Genomic DNA, 22,896 nt, shown 5'->3' on the forward strand with positions numbered 1-22,896 from the left:
GAGCAGAATCTGCCAAAACAAGAGCTCATCGTGGCAGACTTCGCAATCCATGCCACTGAACTCCGCGCCACTCTCACCCCCAACAGGGAGTGAGACATGCGTAACGACCAGGGCGGTTTCTCCACGCGGGCCATCCATGCGGGCTACGATCCCGCCGACGAGCACGGGGCGCTGACGCCGCCGGTGCACCTGACCTCGACCTTCGCCTTCGAGAGCGCCGAGGCCGGCGGCGAGATGTTCGCCGGCACGCGGGAAGGGCACTTCTATTCGCGGGTCTCCAACCCGACGACGGACCTGCTGGAGCGCCGCCTGGCCAGCCTGGAGGGCGGCGAGGCCGCCGTCGCCACGGCTTCCGGCATGGGCGCGATCACCGCCACCCTGTGGAGCTTCCTGCGGGCCGGCGATGAGGTGATCACCGACCAGACGCTCTACGGCTGCACCTATGTCTTCCTGCGCGACGGCCTGACCCGGTTCGGGGTGAGCGTAAAGACGGTCGACATGACCGATCCCGCCGCGCTCGCGGAAGCGATCTCCGCCAAGACCCGGATCGTCTATTTCGAGACCCCGGCCAATCCGAACATGCGCCTGGTCGACATCGCGGCGATCAGCGCGATCGCCCACGCTCCCAGAGGAAAGGGGGGCGGGGCCAAGGTGGTGGTCGACAACACCTACGCCACGCCAGTCCTGACCCGGCCGCTGAGCCTGGGGGCCGACATCGTCGTCCATTCGGCGACCAAGTATCTGGGCGGCCATGGCGACCTGGTCGGCGGCATCGCGGTCGGCGGCGTCGAGGACATGGCGCGCGTGCGGCTGGTCGGGGTCAAGGACATGACCGGCGCGGTGATGTCGCCGTTCACCGCCTTCCTGGTCATGCGAGGCCTGAAGACCCTGCCGCTGCGCATGGCGCGGCACGGCCAGAGCGCCGATGCCGTGGCGCGCTGGCTGGAGGCGCACCCGGCCGTGGCGTGGGTGTCCTATCCGGGCTTGCCGAGCTTCCCGCAGCGGGCCCTGGCCGAGCGCCAGATGGCCGGCGGTGGCGGCATGATCGCCTTGGAACTGAAGGGCGGCCATGCGGCGGGCGTGTCGATGATGAACCGCCTGACGCTGATCCGCCGGGCGGTGTCGCTGGGGGATGCCGAGACGCTGATCCAGCACCCGGCGAGCATGACGCACTCGCCGTATTCGCTGGAGGAGCGGGCGGCGGCCGGGATCGGCGAAGGGCTGGTGCGGCTGTCGGTGGGGCTGGAGGACGTGGCGGATATCCTGGGGGATCTGGAGGGGGCGCTGGCGGCGGAGAAGGTGGCGGCGCTGGCCTAAAAGATCCTCCCCCGCGATGCGGGGGAGGTGGCCCGGAGGGCCGGAGGGGGCAAGCTGGATGCATGCCGCATTAGCCCCCTCAGTCGCTCCGCGACAGCTCCCCCGCATCGCGGGGGAGCATCTATCCTCCTCAGCAGTCCAGGAACTTCACCTCGTCCGCCGTGTATTTCATGTCGCTCGCCGAGAAGAGCCCCGACAGCCCGAGCAGCGTGCACCGCCCGCGCGTAAGGTACACCGGGATGTCCTGCAGATACCCGCTCATCCGGCCCTTGTCCTGGAACCGCCGCGCGAACGCCTCGGTGTCCAGCAGGCCGTCGATGCGCTCCATCAGCGGGCTGTTGATGTAGACCCCGCCGCGGGCGGCGAACATCAGGGCCGCGTCGCCGGCGAAAGCGCCCAGCAGGGCGCTGAAGATCGACACGGCTTCACGGGCCTTCGTGTCGCCGTCGCGGACGCGAGACAGGATCAAATCGTCGCTGCCGCTGCCACCCAGGGCGGAGTGGATGTCGACGAGGCCCGGCTGCGACAGGAAATGCTCGGCCGAGACGCGGCCGTACTTGGCTTGAAGAGCCTCGAACACCGCGACCTCGCGCGGCTCGGCGGGCGTGAAGTCGGCGTGGCCGCCCTCGCTGACCACCGGCGTCCAGCCGTCGAGACGGTGCGGCGTGAGGGCGGCGATGCCGAGGCCCAGATTGGGGCCGATCACGGCGATCTGGGCGTTCTTGGCCGGCTTGCCGTCGCGGATCAGGGTCATGGCCGAGGGCGACAGGCGCGGCGCGCCGAGCGCACAAGCCGCGAAGTCGTTGAGCAGGGCCACGCGCGGGGTCTTCAGCACCGCCCGCAGCCAGGACAGGGTCACGGTGAAGTCGCCGGCCGTGAGGGCGATGGCGCCGTCGATCTCGGGACCCGCCCCGCACACCGCCGCCCCAACCAGCTCCCCTTGGCCGTCCTCGGCCAAGGCGGCGGCCAGATGCTGCTCCAGTTCGCGCAAGGACCCGCAGGCCAGCTCCTGGTGCGCACGCGGCGGATCGCCAGGACGCACGACCGCCAAAGCCAGGTCGCGCCCGTTCACGTCGGCCAGCAAGACCGATCCCTTAGCCATGTCGTTTCCTCGTGCGGCCGGCTCTTCTGTCCGGCTTCTGATGAATTCTGTTGTACCGGTAACATGGACCAGTAAACGGAAGATATCACTGAAGAACGTCGTTATGACAAGGTTGTCACTACCGAAAGTCAAACCCGCTTCGGGCTTGGCCCCCGTTAACCTTCACTACAAAAATCCTAAATTTAGACGGGCGATTAACCGCGCCGTGCGTTTATCCCCCCATGGCGAAGTACGCGTCAGGCGGCGATCAAGATCGACGGACAGCCGTCCGTATTCAGACTCAGAGGTCCGGCAAGATCCTGTGCGGCGCCTTCGCGTGGGATTGCGTCATCCGTGACCTGTCCAGCAGCGGCGCGCGCATCCAGATGCTGTCCAGCGCCGCGCCCCCCGGAAAGGTGCAGCTGGTCGATCTGGTGGCGGGCCTGGCCCACGACGTCACCGTGGCCTGGCAGCGCGACCGCGAGGTCGGCATGCGCATCGTCCGCACCTACGATCTCAGGGGTCTGGCGCCCGCCGCCGCCGGCACGGCCAAGCGGATCTGGCTGGCCGCGCAGTCCAGCGCCTCCACCGGCTGAAGCCGGCTCCAGACATGAAAAAGACCTCGGCCCGCCGGCCGAGGTCTTCTCATTTTTCGTTCGAGGTCGGCGCGCTTGAGCGGAGCGCGCCTGGTCTCAAGTCCTAAGCGTTCTCGCGGGCAGCTTCGTCGGCCATCGCGCGCACCAGGTCCAGGACCTGGCGACGGACGCGGCCACGGCCGATGCGCGGGAACACCTCGGCCAGTTCCAGACCTTCCGGCGTGGTCAGGAATTCCTGGACCACCTTCTCGGCGTGCTGGGCGGCGTCGTCCACTTCCGCGCCGCTCATCGGGTCAGCCAGGCCGTCGAAGAAGAACGACACCGGGACCTGCAAGGTCTTCGCAATCTCATAAAGCTTACTCGCGCTGACGCGATTGGCGCCCCGCTCGTATTTCTGCACTTGTTGGAAGGTCAGCCCCAGGCTGTCGGCCAGTTGTTCTTGGCTGACACCAAGCAACTTGCGACGCATGCGGACGCGACCGCCCACGTGCAGATCGACTGGGTTGGGGCGTCGGCCTTCGGTTTCTTCGCTCATCTGTATTGCGCCTCCAACGGTTGTTCGTGGAAAATGACACGACCGTGACGTCGGTGGAAGCTGGGGCGTCCAATGCGCGGCGTTACGTCGCGATGGTTTAGCTGGCCTCCCCGATCCGAGGAGACTAGTCGCCGAATAGGCGATTCGCCGCCAACCGAAGGGTGAACCGCTGACGTCCAACGCGAGTAAACCAAAGTCAGTGTGCGATCCGCTCCCTAAAGGAACGGACCGCACGCCGCAAACCCTTATGCGTTAAGGGACGACGGACCGCCGCGACCGGTCCAGATGCGTCGCGCCTCGCCAGAGTTGTCATGCAGGCGGAACAGGGTTTCGGCCGCCAGGGTCTCGTCGCGCTCGACGCCGGCGGTCAGCTGCGGCGTCATGGCGCGGGTCACCTGGCGCTGCACGGCGATGAGGTCGCCGAACGCCATCATGTCCATGGAGTCGATTTCGTAGCCGATCGGCGACTCGCGACCGATCGCCTCCAGCACCCGGTCCAGCAGGTCCTGCGAGACCGCGATCTCGGACCCGGCCACCACGCCGTACTCGTAGGGACGCGGAATGCCGACCAGGCGGGTGTCGATCGGCGAATTGAGAATCCCCGGATAGAGCTGCATGTCGATCATGCCCACGAAGCGGGTGACGTCGTGGCGCAGGGCCAGCTCGAAGGCGGCGGCCCAGCACTCGAACACCCGCTCGCCCCGGCCCGGACCCTTGCGCTTGCGATAGGCCTCGGTGGTGAACAGGCGGCTGGCCTCCCAGACGTCGGCGCCCTTCTTGGGCGTTTCGCCGGGCGCGATCAGGTGAGCGAACTTGTCGGCCAGCATGCAGCGGTCGTCGGTGGGCCGCAGACGCAGGCCGACCTCCAGCTGCAGGGCGTCGTTGAAGCCCAGCAGGTAGATGGCGCGGTGATCGTCGTAGTCGTCGATCTCGCCGCCATCCAGCACGACCAGGTCGACCCAGCCGTTCTTCTCGACGCATTGGCGCCGGCGCTCCTCGTGCATGGCCCAGAGCTGCGGGCCATACAGATGACGGTTCTCGGATGTGATGATGTGGATCATAGGCCGGCCCCCAAAGCTGGCGGAAAAGGAACGGCCTGCATTAGGGGGCATGATCTGGCGAACGGACGATAGGCCAAACGGCCTAGCCCTTGCGCGCGGAGGGTGCTTGCGCGGGGGGCGGGGGTCTGGGTGACGTAAGGAAAACCCTCTCCCATAGGGAGAGGGAGGGGCCCGTCGCGTAGCGATGGGAGGGTGAGGGGTTACGAGGGCTGACGGCGTGCCGGCGCTCCGGCTGACGGTGTAACCCCTCACCCCAACCCTCTCCCTATGGGAGAGGGAGTCAGACCTTCTTCAACAACCCCAGCTCACCGGCCTTCAGCACGGCTTCCTGGCGCTTCACCACGCCCAGGCGCTTCTTGGCGGCCTCGATGTGGTGGTGGACCGTGCGGGGGGAGAGTTCCAGGATCGCGCCGATCTCCCAGTCGGTCTTGCCGCGGCTGGCCCAGTACAGGCACTGGGCCTGGCGCTCGGAGATGATCCCGTAATCGGGATTGTCGTCCTGCATTTCCCAGTGCTTGAGCATGATCGTGCCGAACACCGTGGCCAGGCTGTCGACGACGGCGCGCGAGGTCGGGTCGGTGTCGGGAGCCTCGGTCGACATGCGGATCAGCACTTCCTGGCCGGCGGGGCCGAAGACGCGCACGACATAGCCGTCGTTCATGCCCTGCTCGGAGGCCTCGCCCCACATGGACTGGGCGCGGCCGTCGCCCAGCGGCTTGGCGTCCGACCAGGCGAAAGAGCGGGGCGACTTGAGGAGCAGCTTCACGCACGGATCGTGGACGACGTAGCGTTCGCTCCAGTAGCGCTGGTCCCAGGCGTCGAAGTCGCGACGGCTCAGCGTCGGCGGCTCCTTGCCGTAGTGCTCGGCATTGACCAGGGTGGCGCAGAACCGGTCGTAACCGAAGGCCCCGATCGCCTGGGCGAAGTGAGTCTCCACCTCGTGGGCCGAGCCCAGATGCGGCGCTTGGCTGAGAAACGCCCAGGCCTGTTTTTCCGCCGTATTCAGCACGCACGCTGCTCCGTACTCACGCGAGAGTTCAGGCTAGGCTGGGATGCGCGTCGGCGACAAGCGCGTGCTATCCAGGGTGGCGCCTGTGCGCAGTGTCGAATTGTCGCGGGTGGGGAAGGGGCCTCAGGCGGCCGCTTCCTCGCCTTCGTCCTCGTCGTCGCCCAGCAGGGCGCTGAGCACGGTGGCCAGGCGCTCGGGCTTGATCGGCTTTTCGACCACGTCCTGCATGCCGGCGGCGACATAGGACTGGACGTCGGCCGGGTCGGCGTTGGCGGTCAGGGCCACGATCGGCACGCAGCCGACGCGGCCGCCCATCTCGCGGATGGCGCGGGTGGCGGCGATGCCGTCCATGCGCGGCATCTTGATGTCCATCAGGATCAGGTCGAAGCGGCCGCCCCTGGCCATCTCGACGGCCTCGACGCCGTCGACGGCCTGTTCCGAGGTGCACTCGAACATGTCGCAAAGCGCTTCGGCGACCATGCGGTTGGTGGCGTTGTCGTCGACGATCAGGATATGGGCCGCGCGGGTGGCGACGGCGGGTTCCTCATGGACCTCGGCCTCGGCCGAGGCGGGCGCGACGGTCAGGCCGAAGCCGACGGTCAGGCCGCAGCCGCGATTGGCGTCGGCGTGCAGCGGGCCGCCCATGGCGCGCATGATGCGGTGAGCCAGGGCCATGCCCACGCCCAGGGCCATCTCGTTGCGGTCCTGCAGGCTGGACGGGCCCAGCGGATCGTTGACCCGGGCCAGGCGCTCGTCGGCGTGGCCCTCGGCGTTGTCGCGGACCTGGCCTTCCAGGTGGATCTGATCGCCCTCGGCGCGGGCCGTCAGGCGGGTCTCGATCATGCCGCGGCCGGCGGCCAGGGCGTTCTCGATCAGGATGTCGAACACCTGCAGCAGGCGCTCGCCGTCGACCTCGACCCCGCACTCGGGATCGCCGTCGTACGAGACCAGCAGGGTGGAGCCGCCCTCCTGGGCGCGGCCGGCCCAGCGGGCCTCGACCGCGTCGGCCAGGTCGCGCAGGCGCGTCGGGGCGGGGGTGAAGGGCAGTTGGCCGCGCGTCGAGCGGTGCAGGTCGATGGCCCGGTTCACCGTCGCGCCCATGTCGCGGCTGGTGTCGCCGATGGCGCGGACGAAGGCCGAGGCGTCGGGCGTCAGGCGCTGCTGCTCGAGGCGTTCGGTGATGGCCAGGACGCCGTCCAGGTGCGCGCCGATGTCGACGGCCATGCGCTCGACCATCGCCATGGCCTCGCTGGCCTCGCGCTGGCGGCGGCGGTGGGAGTTGAGCAGCGACGAGAGGCCGCCGACGCCGACATAGCGGCCGGCGGCGTCCACGGCGACATAGGCCGTGCGATAGACCGGGGTCGTGCTGTCGGCGAGATTGACGACGAAGGCGTTGGCGTCGGTGTCGGCGGGCACCGTGCGGGGCGCGGCGTCCATCACCTCGGAGATCGGCTTGTCGGCCAGCTGCGGGCCGGCCACGCGCATCATGCCTTGCAGCACATCGCGATAGACCATGCCGATCGGCGCGCGACTGTCGTCGACGACCGCGATCCCAGGCGTGGCCGGGGCGGCGTCGAACATCGCGGCGACCTCGGCGCAAGACGTGCCGGGCGCGATCGGTTCGCTCAGGTCGATGAGACGGTTCAGCGTTTCCATGCGGCGCTTCGCTGGGACTTTGGAACGTCAACTTGCCCCGGCTCGCCTTGCGGAGTCGTTAAGTTGGGAGCGCTCACAGCGCGGTAATGGCGGGAAATCGCTCATCTTTCCGTCGGGCCGCCGACTCTCGACGAAAAAGAGGGCGGCGGATGGCCCGCCGCCCTCGATATTTCCTTGCCTAACTGGACTTACCAGGACTTGGAAATCGACACGCCGTAGAGGCGCGGCTCGGCGGTGATCACGTTGGTGAACAGACCCGAGCTGTCGTCGGTGGTGTAGGCGTCGACGATCGGCGTCTTGTTGCCGATGTTCTTGACGTAGGCGTCGATCGACACGCCCCACTCCGGCTTTTCGACCTTCAGGGTGATGTTGCCGTTGTCCCAGGACTTCAGGCGGTCGTACTCGGTGTTGTAGACCCGGGCGAACTGGCCGCTCTGGCGGTAGTAGTCGCCGCGCAGGGTCGCCGACCAGCCGCCCGACAGGTCGAAGCGGTACTGGGCGCCGACCGAGGTGGTCCAGTGCGGCGAGTTGGGCAGCTCGTTGCCCGACAGGTTCGCCGCCGTGCCTTCGATCGAGTAGCCCGCGCCGTAGGTGAACAGGCCCGTGCTGTTGGCCAGGAACGCCGCGGTGGGCGCGGGCAGGCCCGCGCCGCCGGCCGCGGCCGGGGTCGACAGGAACGCCTGGTAGGCCGCCGCCCCGGTGCAGGCCCAGGGCAGGGTGGCCCCGGCGCCGGCCGCCAGGATGGTGGCGACGCCGGTGGTGTTCAGCACGCAGTTGGCGCCGACCGACGAGGCCTGCGGACCCACCTTCACGACCGTGTAGGCCGGGTTGGACTGAGTCCGGTTCATGGTGTCGATCGAGGTGACGCCATTGCCGATCTTGGTGTGCAGGTAGCCGATGTTGGCGTTCAGCTTCAGGTCGTGGACAGGCGACCAGATGCTTTCCAGTTCGAAGCCGTAGACCTTGGCGTCGACGTTCTCGTTCACCGAGGTGCGGTTCACGATCTTGCTGATCTGGTAGCCCTTGTAGTCGTACGAGAAGCCCGTCGCGTTGAAGAGCAGGCTGCCGCCCAGCATCGTGTTCTTGGTGCCGATCTCGATGGCGTTGACGAACTCGGGACCGAAGGTCTGGCTGATGCCGATCGCGCCGGCCGGGACGCCCGGATTGATGCCGCCGCCCTTGTAGCCCTTGGAATAGAAGGCATAGAGCAGGGTGTCGTCGGTGAAGCCCAGATGGGCCTTGTAGTCGACGCCGACGCGGCCGGTGGTCTCGTTGAAGCGGGCGCGCTGGTCCGGGTTGGTCGGGTTCAGGGTCAGGCCGTAGCCGGGGGCCAGCAGCACGGTCGAGTAGTTCTTGACCGCCTTCTTGTCGCGGGTCTGGCGCAGGCCGACGGTGAACTTCAGGTCCTCGTTGATCTGGTAGTAGACCTCGCCCATGACCGCGTCCGACACCAGGTTATAGGGCGTGCGGTTGTCATAGTAGTTGTGGCCGTCGCCGGTCGGCGTCGGCTGGGTATCGATGCCGATGCAGTTGGCGGTGGTCGCCGGGTTGCAGGTCGGCGACAGGCCCTTCGACGCGTTCAGCGCCAGTGACGACAGGGTCAGCGAGTTGCCGATCACGTAGTAGTCGGTCAGCGTCCGGTAGGTGAAGTGGATGGCGCCGACCGTGAAGTTCAGCGGGCCGTCGAAGGCCGACTGCAGGCGCAGTTCCTGGCTGAACTGTTCCGACCGGCCCGACGAGACGTCGATGGTCGTGAACTTGTTGGTGTTGCCGACCTGCGGATCGTTGAAGAAGCCGCCCGGAGTGAAGGGCGTGCTGTTGAACGCGATCGGCGAGACGTTCCGGTTGTAGTCCTGCTTCGTATAGACGCTGCCCTTGCTGTAGGCGGTCATCGAGGTGACCGTCAGTTGGTCGGTCAGGTCGTAGTTCGCGGTGAACTGATAGACGTTCGAACCCGACTGGTAGAGCGGATCCAGCGCCGTCTCGATCTCGCGCAGGTTGGTCGAGGTGGTGTCGCCGGCGTTGGCGTCACCCGAGGTGAAGCCGAAGATGTTGCCCAGCAGGCCCGTCAGGGTGCCGGAGGTGTTGACCGTGCCGTAGGCGGCGGGCGCGTACAGCGAGCCGGGCAGACAGCCCTGGGTCAGGTAGCGCTGCGCCGCGCCGGTGGGCACGCCGCCGATCGAGGTCGGGCCCGGATCCTTGGTGCAGAGTTGCTTGCCGGTGCGCGCGCGGTTGTCGTTCTCGTGGAAGCGTTCCCACAGGAAGTTGGTGCGCAGCTTCTCGGTCGGATTGAACATCACCTGGACGCGGGTCGAATAGAGGTCCCGGTCGTCGACGACGTGGCCGTTGAAGGTGTTGGTGACGAAGCCGTCGCGCTTCAGCGAGGTGCCCGACAGGCGGATGGCCAGCTTGTCGCCGAAGATCGGCACGTTGAGCATGCCGCGCAGCTTGACCGAATTGTAGTTGCCGTATTCGGCGCGGAGATTGGCCTCGAACTGGTCGGTCGGCTTGGCGGTGATCACGTTGACCACGCCGCCGGTGGCGTTACGGCCGTAGAGGGTGCCCTGCGGGCCGCGCAGCACTTCGACGCGCTCCACGTCGTAGAACTCGGCCTCGAACAGGTTGCCCGACTGCATGGGGGCGTTGTTCAGGTGGACGCCGACGCCCTGGTCAGCGGAGGCGCCGACGGCCTTGGCCCCGATGCCGCGGATCTGGAAGTTGAAGCTGTTGGTGAAGTTGCTCTTGGCGAAGGTGACGTTCGGGATCGCCTGCTGCAGGTTCGGGCCGCCGTCGATCTTCTGGGCTTCAAGAGAGTCCTGGCTGAAGGCCGACACCGCGATCGGCACGTCCTGCAGCGCTTCTTCCTTCTTCTGAGCGGTGACGACCAGCTCTTCGATGACGGTGGTGTTCTGTTGCGCCGGCTTGGCGGCCTGCTGAGCGAACGCGGGGACGGCGAAGCCGGAGATCGCGACCGCCGAAGCGCCCATGACCAATAGGCTCCGCATACGCAGAGTTTGCGACATTGAATTCCCTCCCTGAACCCAGGCGGCGCCTTATGGATGGAGCCTGCGAGGGTCGATGTTTCCTCGGCGCCGTACTGTTCTCACCACGCGGGCGTACGGCGAACCCATCGCAGCATTCGCGGATTGCATACTTGCGTTTGAAAGCTGTCAACTGGCCTGGGCGTAAGTGAACAGCGATAGGTTACGCCTTTTCACTTTCCGAGAGGTGGTGTTCTCCTGACGCGGGTAAGCTTACGTCGAATTAGAAGGTCGGGTTTGGCGCTTCCGTAACGGAACTTCGTGGCCATGATCGCGAAATGGTCTCGCAATAGCGAGATATGGTCATGGTTCGCGGGCGAAAGACTTCGCCTTGGTTCGTTGTCGGAGTATCGCGCGAGTCGGGCTGTTTCCCGCCACGCTGTTCCGGCCCGGCCTTGCCTCGTGTAGAGGAGGGGCCATGTTCCCCTTCTTTCCCTCTGAGAGGCTCGCATGAGCGAAGCCGCGCTTGTTCTATTCTCCGGCGGCCAGGACAGCAGCGTCTGCCTGGCCTGGGCCCTCGAGCGCTATGAGCGCGTCGAGACGGTCGGCTTCGACTATGGCCAGCGCCACTCCATCGAGATGGAGGCCCGCCAGGACGTCCGTCGCGAAGTCGCCGCCCGCTTCCCGCAATGGGCCGGCCGCCTGGGCGAGGACCACGTGCTGGACATCAAGAGCTTCGGCCAGGTGGCCCAGTCGGCCCTGACCGCCGACCGCGCCATCGAGATGACCGAGCGCGGCCTGCCCTCGACCTTCGTGCCGGGCCGCAACCTGGTGTTCCTGATCTACGCCGCCGCCCTGGCGGATCGCCGGGGCATCGACGCCCTGGTCGGCGGCATGTGCGAGACCGACTTCTCGGGCTATCCCGACTGCCGCCGCGACACTCTGGACGCCCAGCAGCTTGCGCTGAACCTCGGCATGGACCGCAACTTCCGGGTCGAGACCCCGCTGATGTGGCTGACCAAGGCCCAGACCTGGGGCTTGGCCAAGGCGCTGGGCGGCGAGGACCTGGTCAAGCTGATCGTCGAGGAAAGCCACACCTGCTACCAGGGCGAACGCGGCGAGCTGCACGCCTGGGGCCATGGCTGCGGGACCTGCCCGGCATGCGAGCTGCGCGAGAAGGGCTATGTCGAGTGGGACGCGGCCGGCCGCGAGGCGCTGGCGCAGTGACGTACTCGGTCAAAGAGATCTTCCTGACCCTGCAGGGTGAGGGCGGCCAGGCCGGCAAGGCGGCGGTGTTCTGCCGCTTCTCGGGCTGCAACCTGTGGACCGGTCGTGAGCAGGACCGCGCCAAGGCCGTCTGCACCTTCTGCGACACCGACTTCGTCGGCACGGACGGCGAGAACGGCGGCAAGTTCGCCACGGCCGACGACCTGGCGGCGGCGGTCGAGGCCCAGTGGACCGGCGGTCCTGACGACCGCCTGGTGGTCTGCACCGGCGGCGAGCCGTTCCTGCAACTGGACGAGGCCGCCATCGCGGCCTTGCACGCGCGCGGCTTCCAGATCGCCTGCGAGAGCAACGGCACGCTGGAGGCCCCGGCCGGCATCGACTGGATCTGCATCAGCCCCAAGGCCGACGCAGCCGTCGTGCAGACCTCGGGCCAGGAGCTGAAGCTCGTTTTCCCGCAGGACAAGGCCATGCCGGAGCGCTTCGCGGACCTGGATTTCGAGCGGTTCTACCTGCAGCCGATGGACGGGCCGGACCGCGACAGGAACACGCAATTGGCCGTCGCCTATTGCCTTTCGCACCCACAATGGCGTTTAAGCGTCCAAACGCACAAATATCTCGGCCTGCCCTGACGGATAAGGCGCTCGACTTGGTGACAGGGTCGACGCGCTAGAGCCTCCCAGGCCTTAGTCAAAGAAGTCCCTATGAAGCCCGTCTTCGAGATCACGAAGGCTGCGTTCTTCGACGCCGCCCACTACATCGAGCAAGGTCCCGAGGACCATCGCTATCGCAAGCTGCACGGCCACTCGTTCAAGGTGGAAGCCAGCGTGAAGGGCGAGATGCAGGACGCCGGCTGGGTCGCCGACCTGGAGTCGCTCGATGTCGCTTTGAAGGCGGTGGCGGCGGAGCTGGATCACGGCCTGCTGAACGACAAGCCGGGGCTGGAAGTCCCGACCCTGGAGCGGCTGTGCCTCTATTTCGCCGAGCGCCTGAAGGTGCGCTTCCCGGGGCTGTCGCGCGTGGAGCTGTCGCGCCCGACGATCGGTGAGCGCTGCGCGCTGGTGCTGTAGTTTTTAGATCCTCCCTCGCGATGCGGGGGAGGTGGCCCAGAGGGCCGGAGGGGGCTAGCTGGGCCTAGGCCGTGAAGGCCCCCTCAGTCGCTTCGCGACAGCTCCCCCGTATCACGGGGGAGCAGCTATCAGTCCCGCTCCCGATCCTTCTTCCCATCCCCCGGGATCACCGCCTTGCCGGTGGCGACCACGACCTTGCCGGCCCCGCCGACGACCGCGCCGGTGACGCCGATCGCCGTGCCGGCCACGGTGCCGACGGCGGCCGCCGCGAGGCAGCCGGTCTGCGAGAGGGCGACCATCGTCAGGATGGCTGCGACAGGAGCGAGGCGGCGGATGGTCATGGTGAAGCTCACAAAACGCTGTTCACCACGTTCTAGCCGGCGAATGGTTTAAATTCTCCGCGTCGGATGGCCGCGCCCGGCGTCCGGGTCGTCGACATAGAGCGCCGGCTTGTCGTCCTCGCGCCGCCGTTCGCCCTGGTAGCGCGGGTCGTCGCGGCGGCGGCGGTCGGGGCCGAAATAGTCGCCGGCGCGGACGAACGGGCGAGGGTTCTCGATCAGCAGGGTCAGGCGATGGATGACGCCGCGCGCGGTCACCGGCTTGACCAGGAACTCGTTGACCCCGGCGTTGCGCGCCTCGTTGACCCGGCGCTCGGTCGAGTGGCCGGTGATCATCACGATCGGCACGTACGGATTGGGGCTGTCGGCCGAGTTGCGGACCAGCTGAACGAAGTCGATGCCGTCCAGGCCGTTCATCGACAGGTCGGTGAACACCACGTCGATGGCGGTGGAGCGTAAGGTCGCCAGCGCCTCGGCGCCGTCCATGGCCTCGAACACGTGACGCACGCCGATCGCCCGCAGGATCTCGATCAGCAGCATCCGCATGTGCTGGTTGTCGTCGACCAGCAGGATCTTCAGGAGATCAAACCGCACGCGCCGGGCCCCCTCGCCATCGCGTCACGTATCGCAACTTCAGCGTGTGCTCTTCGCGCGCCAAGGGATACGCTGAACGAGGCTTACGCCTGCAAACGTGTGCACGTCAACCCGAAAGCTGAGCTTAATCAGTGCTCAGAGCCCGGAAATGGGGGGTTCTGAGGCTTGACTACGCTGTCAACGACTCGCGCCAGGCGCGAACACGTGTCCGCCGGTCTGGCCGCGATGGCGCAGGAAGGCGTCGGCCAGCACGCAGGCGGTCATGGCCTCGACCACCGGCACGCCGCGGATGCCGACGCACGGATCGTGGCGGCCCTTGGTGCGCAGGTCGACCTCCTCGCCGGCCTCGTTGAGGGTCTGGCGGGGGATCAGGATCGACGAGGTCGGCTTGAAGGCGACGCGCGCCACTACCGGCTGGCCGGTCGAGATGCCGCCCAGCACGCCGCCGGCGTGGTTGGACAGGAACACGGGCTCACCGTTCTCGCCCAGGCGCATAGCGTCGGCATTGTCCTCGCCGGTCAGGGCGGCGCTGGCGAAGCCTTCGCCGATTTCGACGCCCTTGGCGGCGTTGATCGACATCAGGGCGGTGGCCAGCTCGGCGTCCAGCTTGCCGTAGAGCGGCGCGCCCCAGCCGGCCGGGACGCCGATGGCTTCCACTTCCACCACGGCGCCAGTCGAGGAGCCGGCCTTGCGGATGGTCTCCAGGTGCTCTTCCCAGACCGGGATGATGGCGGCGTCGGGCGACCAGTAGGGGTTCTGCTCGGTCTGGGCCCAGTCCCAGTTGTCGCGGTTGATGGCGTGCGGGCCGATCTGCACCAGGGCGGCGCGGATCGACACGCCGGGGATCACCAGCCGCGCCACCGCGCCGGCCGCCACGCGCGCGGCGGTCTCGCGCGCCGAGCTGCGCCCGCCGCCGCGATAGTCGCGCACGCCGTACTTGGCGAAATAGGGATAGTCGGCATGGCCCGGGCGGAAGGCCTGGGCGATCTCGCCATAGTCCTTGGACCGCTGGTCGGTGTTCTCGATCATCAGGCTGATCGGGGTGCCGGTGGTGCGCAGGCCGTCGGTGCGCTCGTCCTCGAACACGCCCGACAGGATGCGGACCGCGTCCGGCTCCTGGCGCTGGGTGACGAACTTGCCGTTGCCGGGGCGGCGCTTGTCCAGGAACGCCTGGATGGCCTCGGCGGTGATGGCGATGCCGGGCGGCACGCCGTCGACGACGCAGCCGAGCGCCGGGCCGTGGCTCTCGCCCCAGGTGGTGACGCGGAACAGGTGACCGAAGGTGTTGTGCGACATGGGCCGGCTTCTAGCGGAAACACGGCCGGGCCGCAAAACGAGGCCGGTTATTGCGCCGGCGCGGCCTCGGCGCGAAGAACCTCCCCCGCAGGGGAGGTTCCCGCGTTCGGTCCGGAACCTATTCGTCGCAGGGGAAGATTTCCTCGGTGTAGTAGGCGCTGGTCACGCCCCAGGTGGTGACCATCGCGCCCGGGGCCGGGCACGGGCGGTACATGCCGCCGACCGGGGTGCTGTGCTCGGGTTCGGCAAAGTAGGTGCGTTGCCAGGCCACCGGCGGCGCCGCCATGGACAGGGTCGGAAGGAAGCTCAGCGCGATCGAGCCGCCCAGAGCGATCGTCGTGGCAAGTTTGCGGATCATCACAGTCTCCACATGCGGCGAGAGCGGATCTCTCGCACAACTTGAGACTGTATCGACCCAAGCTCGCCGTCACGGGGTAAAATTCATAATTCTCGCAAAAGGCGATCTTCAGCTTCGCCGCTTGGCGGCGTCCGACAGGTAGAGCTCAAGATTCGTCCAGCCGTCCTTGCCGATGACGGCCCCGTCGGCCGTCTTCGGATCGAACCCGTGCGCCGTCTCCCAGGCGTCGGGCATGCCGTCGCCGTCGGTATCCTTGGCGGGCTTGCCTGTCGGCAGCACGGGCCAGCCGCCGACGTCTTCCTGGGTGTTGATCACCTTGCCGGTGCGGGTCTTCACGCCGTCCAGAATCCGCTGATCGACGGGATCGCGCCACACCGAGGCGCCGGCGTCGGCCAGCACGCGGGCATAGGCCTTGTCAGCGGGCTCGGGCGTCACCGGGGCCACATCGACCGGCGCGGCCAGGCGATAGCCGGCCGGCTCGGGAATGCTGAACGCCACCAGGCTCCACGGATCGGTCGGGACCACCCCGTCCATGCTGTTGCCGGCGAAATACGCCTTGGCCAGCGCATCGCTTTCCTTGAAGGCGAAGCGCTTCTCGGAGTTCGGGCCGGGCACATAGGCGTTGTCGACGAAGTTGTAGGCCGACAGCGTCGCGGCGTCCGCGTTGTAGCCCGCCCGGTCGTGGCCCCAATTGTAGAAGACGTTCGAGCGGAAATCGAAGAACGCCCCGACCGGGTCCTTGTCCGGCCCCTCGTAGTTCCCGGGCCTGGGCATCCGCGCCATGTGGTTGGCCCACAGATTGTGGTGGAAGCTGATCCTCGATCCGTCGCCGCCCCGGATCAGGCTGCCATAGCCGTGGTCGCCCTTGACGTGGATCGAGTGGGCCAGGCTCTCGGCGATGATCGACCACTGGACGGTGAGGTCATAGAAGCCTTGCCCCGGCTTGTCGTAGCGGGCCGAGGCCGACAGGGTCTCGTCCACCGACCAACTGGCCGAGACGTGGTCGAGGATGATCCGCCGGCCGCCGCTGATCCAGATCGCGTCGCCCTCGACCTTGCTCTCCGCGCCCAGGCGCGAGCGAATGAAGCGGATCACCACGTCGTCGGCGCTGACGATCAGGGTCTGGTCGCGCAGGGTGATCCCGCCGCCCGGCGCGGTCTGGCCGGCGAGGGTGATCTGGCCGTTGCTGATCTTCAGCGGAGTCTTGAGCTGGATGGTGCCGGCGACGTCGAACACGACCGTGCGCGGGCCCTTGGCCTCGACCGCCGCGCGCAGGGAGCCTGGACCGGAATCCTCGAGATTGGTGACCCGCAGCACCGCGCCGCCCCGGCCGCCGGCCGCGAACCGGCCCGCGCCTTCAGCGCCGGGAAAGGCCAGCATCTCCGCCGCGTGGGCGGAGCCGGCGGCGAGGGTCAGGGCGAGGGCTAGGAAACGGCTGAGCATGGCCGCGAAAATGCCGGTGGACGCGATCTCTGTCCACCGGTGTCATTATCGCTGCTGGGCGTCAGGAGCCCGACTTGGTGATGACGTTCAGCACCACGCTGGGCGCGTTGTCGCGCTGGTAGTGGGTGACCTGCAGCTCCTGGATCGAGCCCTTGGACAGGATGGTCGGATCGAAGTCCTTGGGCGGGGCCTTGCCGTCCAGCAGCACCTGGGTGCGCGGCGAGTTCAGCTTGCCCAGCACCCGGACATTGCCGTGATAGACCCAGCCCTGGCCGTCCTCCGGCTTCAGCTTGCCGTCGATCAGCTCGGCATTGGTCACGCGGACATAGTCGGAGTGGATGTCGACATACAGGCCGCGCTCGTCGGTGATCAGGCTGCGGCTGCCGGTGTGGCCGCCGCCGTCCTGATGCGCCAGGGCGATCGAGCCCGTGGCCACGACCGTCACGGCCAGCAGGCCGATCAGGCCCAGCAGCGCCTTGCGGACGAAGGTGGCGGGATCGCGCGGGTCGGTGATGGCTTTGAGGCGCATGAGCGTGGGTCTCCGCCCCTTGCCGGTGAAGGCGGGGTGCAGGGTGGGGGCGGCGCGGGTGCGCAGCACGTCGATCAGGGTCTCGGCATAGGTCCGGCGGACCTCGACGGCGGCGTTCTCCAGCGCCATGGCGTCGGCCAGCTCCTCGCGCACGGCGGCGGCGCGGGTGCGGACGGCGGCGAACGGCGGGGCCATCCAGAAGAGGCCGCCCAGCAGGTGCTCGAACAAGAGCCGCCAGTTGTCGCCGCGCTTCAGATGCGCCAGCTCGTGGGCGCAGATCGGCACGAGGCGGGCAACGTCCAGTCGCGCGACCAGGTCGGCGGGCAGCAGGATGACCGGCGTCGTCAGGCCGGCCAGCAGCGGCTGGTCGATCTCGTCGCTGACCTTCACCTCGGGGCGGCCGGTGTCCATGCGACGGGCGGCGGCGCGGACGGCCAGGGCCAGCTCCTGCGAGACCGGGCGGGCCTTGTCGACGATGCGTTTCAGCTTGGCCCGGCCCATCACCTGGCGGACGCCGGCGACGGTCAGGCCGCCCAGCGCGCTGAGGATCAACAGGCCGGCGGCCATCTCGGCGCTGCCGGCGCTGGCCATGACCCGCACCGAGGCCTCGCTGATCGCGGCCCCGGCGGTGGCCACGGCCGGCGCGGCGAGGGCGGCCTGATAGACCGGGTCGGCGGCCGCTTCGGGCAGGGCCGAGACGCCGACCATCAGCGCCAGCATGGCCGGCGGCAGGACGACCGCGCGGTTCCAGGCCTTGGCCCGGGGCAGGGGATCGCCGGTCAGCCGGTCGGCGGCCTTGCCGAGCAGCCAGCCCAGGCCGCTGGCCGGCCAGGCGGCGGCCAGGCCCAGGGCGGCGGAGGCGAAGAGCGGGTTCATGGGATCACTTCGCGTCGTTTGAGCCTACGGGGCGGTGGTCTTGAGGACGACGTTGACCGTCATCTTGCGATCGATGGAGACGTCGCGGCTGGTCACTTCCAGGCGCTCGATCGCGCCTCGGGCCAGGTCGGTCGGCGTGAAGTCCATTGGAGCCACGCGGCCGTTGAGCTTCAGATTGACCAGCACCGGGTTCAGCTTGCCGCGCACCGTAACGTCGCCGAGATAGACCGTCGCGTTCGAGGCCTGCTCCTGGCGATCGGCCCGGATCTCGATATTGGCCGTGTCACGGTCGTCGACATTGATGTTGATGTCGCGCGCCACGCGCGGGTTGGGCTGGGGATTGGGCCTCGGGTTCGGGCGCGGGTTGGGATTGGGGTGCGGGTCCGGATTGGGATGCGGATCGGGACCGACGCGCACCCGCAGCGAGGTCATCGGCGCCATCGCGGCCACCGGCGCGATCGCTTCCATCGCTGGAGCAGCCGGGAGGGCCGGGGCGGCTTCGGCGGCGGCCATGGCGGGCTCGGCCTCGGCGGCGGGCGTCGCGGCGCGGGCTTCGGCGGCCGGCGCGGCTTCAGCGGCGGGAGCGGCGTCCTCGGCGGCGACAGCGGAGACCGCCTCGGCGACCGCGACGGTCTCTGGCGAAGGCGGCGGGGCCAGGCGGCGGGCCTGCTCGGCCAGGGCCAGCGAGCCGAAGCCCGTGGCGGCGGTCAGAGCGCCGCCCAGGACCAGCACCATGCCGACGCGCAGGGCCGAGGCCCGGCCTTGCGGCTGCAGGATCGCCGACAGCCGCAGGGCGGCCAGGTTGCGGTCGCGACCGGTGAAGGCCGATTGGAACGAGGGTTGGGCGTTCATCCGCAGGGCCTCGACCAGCACGTGGGCATAGTCACGGCGGGCTTCCGGCGCGGCGCCGTCCAGGGCGGTCAGGTCGCAGACGGCCTCGCGGGCGGCCAGCATCCGGCCGCGCATGGCGGCGACCGGCGGGACCAGCCAGAACAGGCCGGCCAGGGCTTCCTCGGCCGGGATGCGCCAGTTGTCGCCGCGACGCAGGTGGGCCAGCTCGTGGCCACAGACCAGCTCCAGCCGGCGCGTATCGGCGGTCTCGGCCAAGGCCTTCGGCAGCAGGATCACCGGACGGCGGGCGCCGGCCAGGAGCGGCTCGGAGACGGCGGCGCTGATCTTCACGCGCGGGGCGTCGACCCGCAGGCGGGCGGCGCGCAGGCGGACGGCCTCGACCAGGGCGTAGTCGTGGCACGGCTCGGCGGCGGCGCGGACCTGGGCCAGGCGACGGCGGCCCCGGTTCCAGCGCCAGCCGCGCGCCAGCAGGCCGGCGGCGGACAGGCCGACCAGGCTCCAGGCCAGGCCGTTGGTCAGGGCGGGCGAGGGCTCCCAGGCCGGGGCGGCGGCGGGCGCTTGCTCGGCCGGCGCGGTCATCTCGACTATGGCCATGCGGACGGGGCCGGGAACGATCGCGGCGGTGGGCGCGGCCTTCTCGATCGGCGCGGGGGCGAAGGTCAGGGCGATGGTGGCGGCCAGGGCCCCGGCGGGCAGGGCGTAGGCCAGGCTCCAGGCGGCGGCGCGCGGACGCGGATCGTCGGTCAGGCGCTCGACCAAGCGGCCCAGGCCCAGGCCCAGGGCGCCGACGGGCCAGGCGGCGATCAGGCCCAGCGCGGTGGAGGTCAGCAGCGGATGCATCACTTGCCCTCTCCCTTCGCGGTGTTGAGCAGGGCTTCCAGTTCCTCGATCTCGGTCTCGGACAGGATCTGGCTTCCGGCGAAGGCCGAGGCCGGCAGGCGGCCGTCGATTTCCAGCAGGCCACGCAGGCGGTTCAGCACGCCGCCGATCACGTCGACCTTGCCGGTCCGGGCCTCATAGACCGCCAGGCCGTGCACCGAGCGGCGGACCAGCAGGCCCTTGGCCACCATCCGCTCCAGCACGGTGCGGGTGGTCGAGGCGCTCCAGCCCAGCTCGGGCTCGATCAGGCCCTGGGCCTCGCGGGCGCTCATCGCGCCGCCGCGCCAGAAGGCCTTCAGCACTTCCAGTTCCAGGTCGGAGGGCTCGGTCATGGGGGCGTGTACCTTGGTGATGTCGCGAGTACGCTACAAATGTCACGAGCTCGCGTCAAGCGTGGTGATCAACGTTCTTCTAGTGACAACCATGGCGATGTGAATTACGCATGTACATCAGATTTACATGCGTGAGTTCGGATATGGCGACGGACCAGGTTCGTATCAGCAAGCTCCCTCTCGAAGGCCGCGCCTCAAGCCGCTGGCGCTGGGTGGCGGTGGGCATCGGCTTCGCGGTGCTGATCGGCGTGGGCCTTGAGGTCATGGCGCGCCACGACCGCGCGGTGCAGGCCCAGCGGGACGCCTTCTGGCGCGTCGAGGGCCCGCCCTGCGCGCCGCTGGAGCCGCTGATCTTCCGCAGCCTGCGCAGGCTGCCGCAAGCCACGCCCTATGACGACACGCTGTTCCGGCGCACGGGCGGGGCCATGACCTGCACGCACCTGATCGACCGCACCGGCGGGCGCAAGGAGCGCTATCCGGTCTGCAAGTTCAACGCGCCCGACTATCTGGTCGTGTCGCTGGGTGGCCGCGACCAGTTCTACGACCTGACGGGCGGGCGCGCCGCCGCCGTCGAGGTGCGCGGCGGCCAGGTCCGCTGCGCGGTGATCCCGCCTTTCCGGATGTAGGCCACTTGCCTCCGCGCCAATCTCATAGCAAGCTATATAGCGCGCTATGAATATGGAGGCGGCGATGGAAAACGATCTGCTGGCGGGGTTTGGCGTGGGCTTCCTGGGCAGCCGGCTCAAGCGCCTGGCCGAGCGGATGCAGGCCGACGCGGCCGAGGTGGCGCGGTCCCTGAACCTGCCGGTGCAGCCGGCCCAGATGTCGCTGCTGATGACCATCCGCCTGCATGGCCCGATCGCCGTGGGGGAGCTCGCCCAGCGCCTGCAACTGGCCCAGCCGACCGTGACCCGGGCCCTGGGAGGGCTGAGCGAATTCGTCGAGGCGCGCCCGATGCCGGGCGACGCGCGCTCCAAGTCGCTGGCCCTGACGCCGGCCGGCGAGGCGCTGATGGTGCGGGTGCAGACCGAGCTCTTGCCGCGCATCGAACCGGCGGCCGCCGAGCTGGTCGAGGGGCTCGACGGCGACTTCATGCAGGGGCTGGCCAAGGTCGAGCAGCGGCTGGACGAGGCCTCGCTGCTGACCCGAATCCAGGCGGCCGGCGCGCCGAAACTGTGGGCCCGCGACTTCTCCGATGACCTGGCGGAGGCCTTCTACCGGATCAACGCCGAGTGGATTCAGGACATGTTCGTCCTGGAGGAAAACGACATCGCCCTGCTGTCAAAGCCGCGCGAGCTGATCCTCGACAAGGGCGGGGTGGTGTTGTTCGCCGAGACTGCCGAGCTGGGCGTGGTCGGCACCTGCGCCCTGATGGTCTCCAAGGACGGCTGGGTCGAGCTGACCAAGATGGGCGTCCTGGCCAGCGCCCGGGGCCTGAAGGCCGGCGAATACCTGCTGGCCAAGACCCTGGAACGCGCTGCCAGCCTCGGCATGGACAAGGTCTATCTGCTGACCAACCGCAAGTGCGCGGCGGCCATCCACCTCTATGAGAAGCTGGGCTTCGTGCACGACGCCGAGATCATGGCGATGTTCGGCGCGCGCTACGAACGGTGCGACGTGGCGATGTCGTATCAGCCGCGCGGCTAGGCTTTGGCGAGGAACCGCTTCGCCAGCCAGCGCCGCGCCGGCTCGTCGTAGAGCTTGAGGCTGGCCCAGGCGATCGTCACCGCCAGCACGAACACCCCGGCCCCGACCAGCGCGCCCTGGGCGGGGCCGATCTTCTTGTCCACGACCCAGCCGGTGTAGATGTAGATCAGCGGATAATGGGTGATGTAGAGCGGGTAGGAGAGGTCGCCGAAGAAGCGGGCGATCCGCACGCTGGGGCCGTCGACATCCTTCTCGCCCGCGCCGATGGCGACGATCAGCGGGAACAGCAGGATGATGACGGCCGCTTCGTAGAGGCCGTTGATCCACAGCCGCTCCTCGCCGCCGAAGCGCGGCAGCGACAGGCCCACGATCAGCAGCAGGCTGCACACGGCGAAGCCGTTCGGGACCTTGATCCGCTTGCCCAGCCGCATCAGCAGCACGCCGGCGAAGAACGGGAACATCACCCGCGTCAGGCCGATCTGGACGCCGGCGGGGTCCAGCGCCCAGCCGCCGATGACGTCGCCGCGCGGGCCGCGCGTCAGCAGGAAGATCAGCGCCGCCGCCGACACCGCCACCAGCGCGCCCAGCCAGCGGTTGGACAGCTTCCGCAGGCCGATCGCGTAGAGGATGTTGGCGATGTACTCATAGAACAGCGACCATTGCGGCCCGTTCAGCGGATAGATCTCGCCCCAGCCGCGCGGCTCGACCGCCGGGGTCACGGGGATCATCACGAAGCCCAGCAGCACCATGACCAGCACCTGCAAGGTCGTGATGTTGGCCAGCTTCGGGAACAGCGAATAGTGCTGGAAGGCGAGCAGGGCCGCGCCGATCAGCGTGCCGACGATGATCATCGGCTGCAGGCGCACCAGTCGCCGCTTGAAGAACGCCCCGACGCTCATCCCGCCCCAGCGGTCGTCATAGGCGTAGGCGACCACGAAGCCCGACAGCAGGAAGAAAAAGTCCACCGCCAGGTAGCCGTGGTTGATGATCTGCTTGTGCGGACTGCCGCCGTTGTGGGCCTCGAACAGGTGGAACACCACCACCATCAGCGCGGCCACCCCGCGCAGGCCGTCGAGGATGACGTAGTGGCTCTTCGCTGGAGCGGTGGCGTCGGTCGAGGTCGCGGCGGCGGAATTCGTCATGCGCAATCAGGGCCTCCCCCGCCCCTTTTCAATATTGGGCGGGAGGCTTGCTGTGTTCGCGGTCGGACGACAAGAGGCTT

At 68.4% G+C, this 22,896-nt stretch carries 22 protein-coding genes and 1 pseudogene; 7 read left to right on the forward strand and 16 right to left on the reverse strand.

Annotated features, from left to right (window positions below; translation table 11 throughout):
- Positions 1–96: 96 nt before the first annotated feature.
- Positions 97–1,317 (forward strand): methionine gamma-lyase, encoded by a 1,221-nt coding sequence (locus AC07NI_RS15420; protein ID WP_494620655.1) that lies wholly within the window; start codon positions 97–99, stop codon positions 1,315–1,317.
- A gap of 130 nt (positions 1,318–1,447) precedes the next feature.
- On the opposite strand, the gene AC07NI_RS15425 is transcribed toward AC07NI_RS15420, so the two are convergent.
- A complete protein-coding gene (locus tag AC07NI_RS15425; protein ID WP_494620657.1) occupies positions 1,448–2,419 on the reverse strand; it encodes a glucokinase in 972 nt (323 codons plus the stop codon).
- A 221-nt stretch (positions 2,420–2,640) separates the two neighbouring features.
- Here AC07NI_RS15425 and AC07NI_RS15430 point away from each other — a divergent pair, with 221 nt between their 5' ends.
- Positions 2,641–2,994 (forward strand): PilZ domain-containing protein, encoded by a 354-nt coding sequence (locus AC07NI_RS15430; RefSeq protein WP_494620659.1) that lies wholly within the window; start codon positions 2,641–2,643, stop codon positions 2,992–2,994.
- Positions 2,995–3,097: 103 nt separating this feature from the next.
- Here the strand turns inward: AC07NI_RS15430 and AC07NI_RS15435 are convergent, their stop codons facing one another.
- The 6 genes and pseudogenes from AC07NI_RS15435 to AC07NI_RS15460 all read right to left on the reverse strand — a co-directional run bounded on the left by AC07NI_RS15435 (position 3,098) and on the right by AC07NI_RS15460 (position 10,278).
- Positions 3,098–3,529: a helix-turn-helix domain-containing protein gene (locus tag AC07NI_RS15435; RefSeq protein ID WP_494620661.1), complete on the reverse strand. Its 432-nt coding sequence runs from the start codon at positions 3,527–3,529 to the stop codon at positions 3,098–3,100.
- Positions 3,530–3,774: 245 nt separating this feature from the next.
- Positions 3,775–4,590, reverse strand: coding sequence for an acyl-homoserine-lactone synthase (locus tag AC07NI_RS15440; protein WP_494622232.1), 816 nt, complete (start codon positions 4,588–4,590; stop codon positions 3,775–3,777).
- 144 nt (positions 4,591–4,734) lie between these two features.
- Positions 4,735–4,842 (reverse strand): annotated as a pseudogene (locus tag AC07NI_RS15445) (hypothetical protein); the annotation flags it as partial.
- 28 nt (positions 4,843–4,870) lie between these two features.
- On the reverse strand, positions 4,871–5,599 hold the full coding sequence (locus AC07NI_RS15450; protein WP_494620663.1) for a helix-turn-helix transcriptional regulator: 729 nt from the start codon (positions 5,597–5,599) through the stop codon (positions 4,871–4,873).
- A 123-nt stretch (positions 5,600–5,722) separates the two neighbouring features.
- The gene (locus tag AC07NI_RS15455; protein WP_494620665.1) at positions 5,723–7,255 is read right to left on the reverse strand and encodes a response regulator; all 1,533 of its coding nucleotides are present in this window, start codon (positions 7,253–7,255) and stop codon (positions 5,723–5,725) included.
- Between the two features lie 188 nt (positions 7,256–7,443).
- Complete coding sequence (locus AC07NI_RS15460; RefSeq protein ID WP_494620667.1) at positions 7,444–10,278, reverse strand: TonB-dependent receptor; 2,835 nt, start codon at positions 10,276–10,278, stop codon at positions 7,444–7,446.
- A 468-nt stretch (positions 10,279–10,746) separates the two neighbouring features.
- Between AC07NI_RS15460 and queC the strand changes: the two genes are divergently transcribed.
- The 3 genes from queC to AC07NI_RS15475 all read left to right on the forward strand — a co-directional run bounded on the left by queC (position 10,747) and on the right by AC07NI_RS15475 (position 12,530).
- Positions 10,747–11,463, forward strand: coding sequence for a 7-cyano-7-deazaguanine synthase QueC (gene queC, locus AC07NI_RS15465; protein WP_494620669.1), 717 nt, complete (start codon positions 10,747–10,749; stop codon positions 11,461–11,463).
- Positions 11,460–12,092 carry a 7-carboxy-7-deazaguanine synthase gene (gene queE / locus AC07NI_RS15470; RefSeq protein ID WP_494620671.1) on the forward strand — a complete coding sequence of 211 codons (633 nt, stop codon included), beginning with the start codon at positions 11,460–11,462 and terminating at the stop codon, positions 12,090–12,092. Before queC ends, queE begins: the two co-directional genes overlap by 4 nt.
- Before the next feature lie 72 nt (positions 12,093–12,164).
- Complete coding sequence (locus AC07NI_RS15475; RefSeq protein WP_494620673.1) at positions 12,165–12,530, forward strand: 6-carboxytetrahydropterin synthase; 366 nt, start codon at positions 12,165–12,167, stop codon at positions 12,528–12,530.
- 128 nt (positions 12,531–12,658) lie between these two features.
- Here the strand turns inward: AC07NI_RS15475 and AC07NI_RS15480 are convergent, their stop codons facing one another.
- The 8 genes from AC07NI_RS15480 to AC07NI_RS15515 form a co-directional block, all read right to left on the reverse strand.
- Positions 12,659–12,871 carry a hypothetical protein gene (locus AC07NI_RS15480; protein WP_494620676.1) on the reverse strand — a complete coding sequence of 71 codons (213 nt, stop codon included), beginning with the start codon at positions 12,869–12,871 and terminating at the stop codon, positions 12,659–12,661.
- Positions 12,872–12,919: 48 nt separating this feature from the next.
- Positions 12,920–13,462 carry a response regulator gene (locus AC07NI_RS15485; RefSeq protein ID WP_494620677.1) on the reverse strand — a complete coding sequence of 181 codons (543 nt, stop codon included), beginning with the start codon at positions 13,460–13,462 and terminating at the stop codon, positions 12,920–12,922.
- A 177-nt stretch (positions 13,463–13,639) separates the two neighbouring features.
- The gene (gene aroC / locus AC07NI_RS15490; protein ID WP_494620678.1) at positions 13,640–14,758 is read right to left on the reverse strand and encodes a chorismate synthase; all 1,119 of its coding nucleotides are present in this window, start codon (positions 14,756–14,758) and stop codon (positions 13,640–13,642) included.
- 118 nt (positions 14,759–14,876) lie between these two features.
- Positions 14,877–15,116: a DUF6289 family protein gene (locus AC07NI_RS15495; protein ID WP_494620679.1), complete on the reverse strand. Its 240-nt coding sequence runs from the start codon at positions 15,114–15,116 to the stop codon at positions 14,877–14,879.
- Between the two features lie 108 nt (positions 15,117–15,224).
- Positions 15,225–16,559: a pectate lyase gene (locus AC07NI_RS15500; protein WP_494620680.1), complete on the reverse strand. Its 1,335-nt coding sequence runs from the start codon at positions 16,557–16,559 to the stop codon at positions 15,225–15,227.
- A 61-nt stretch (positions 16,560–16,620) separates the two neighbouring features.
- The gene (locus tag AC07NI_RS15505; protein WP_494620681.1) at positions 16,621–17,964 is read right to left on the reverse strand and encodes a M56 family metallopeptidase; all 1,344 of its coding nucleotides are present in this window, start codon (positions 17,962–17,964) and stop codon (positions 16,621–16,623) included.
- Between the two features lie 24 nt (positions 17,965–17,988).
- Complete coding sequence (locus tag AC07NI_RS15510) at positions 17,989–19,656, reverse strand: M56 family metallopeptidase (protein WP_494620682.1); 1,668 nt, start codon at positions 19,654–19,656, stop codon at positions 17,989–17,991.
- Positions 19,656–20,027 carry a BlaI/MecI/CopY family transcriptional regulator gene (locus AC07NI_RS15515; protein WP_494620683.1) on the reverse strand — a complete coding sequence of 124 codons (372 nt, stop codon included), beginning with the start codon at positions 20,025–20,027 and terminating at the stop codon, positions 19,656–19,658. The genes AC07NI_RS15510 and AC07NI_RS15515 overlap by 1 nt, the downstream gene beginning before the upstream one ends.
- A gap of 143 nt (positions 20,028–20,170) precedes the next feature.
- Between AC07NI_RS15515 and AC07NI_RS15520 the strand changes: the two genes are divergently transcribed.
- The gene (locus AC07NI_RS15520; protein ID WP_494620684.1) at positions 20,171–20,653 is read left to right on the forward strand and encodes a hypothetical protein; all 483 of its coding nucleotides are present in this window, start codon (positions 20,171–20,173) and stop codon (positions 20,651–20,653) included.
- Positions 20,654–20,717: 64 nt separating this feature from the next.
- Positions 20,718–21,674: a bifunctional helix-turn-helix transcriptional regulator/GNAT family N-acetyltransferase gene (locus AC07NI_RS15525; RefSeq protein ID WP_494620685.1), complete on the forward strand. Its 957-nt coding sequence runs from the start codon at positions 20,718–20,720 to the stop codon at positions 21,672–21,674.
- Here AC07NI_RS15525 and AC07NI_RS15530 read toward each other — a convergent pair.
- On the reverse strand, positions 21,671–22,816 hold the full coding sequence (locus AC07NI_RS15530; RefSeq protein WP_494620686.1) for an acyltransferase family protein: 1,146 nt from the start codon (positions 22,814–22,816) through the stop codon (positions 21,671–21,673). The two genes, AC07NI_RS15525 and AC07NI_RS15530, sit on opposite strands and share 4 nt — an antisense overlap.
- Between the last annotated feature and the right edge of the window lie 80 nt (positions 22,817–22,896).

It is taken from the genome of Caulobacter sp. GW821-FHT10E02, from assembly GCF_059415225.1.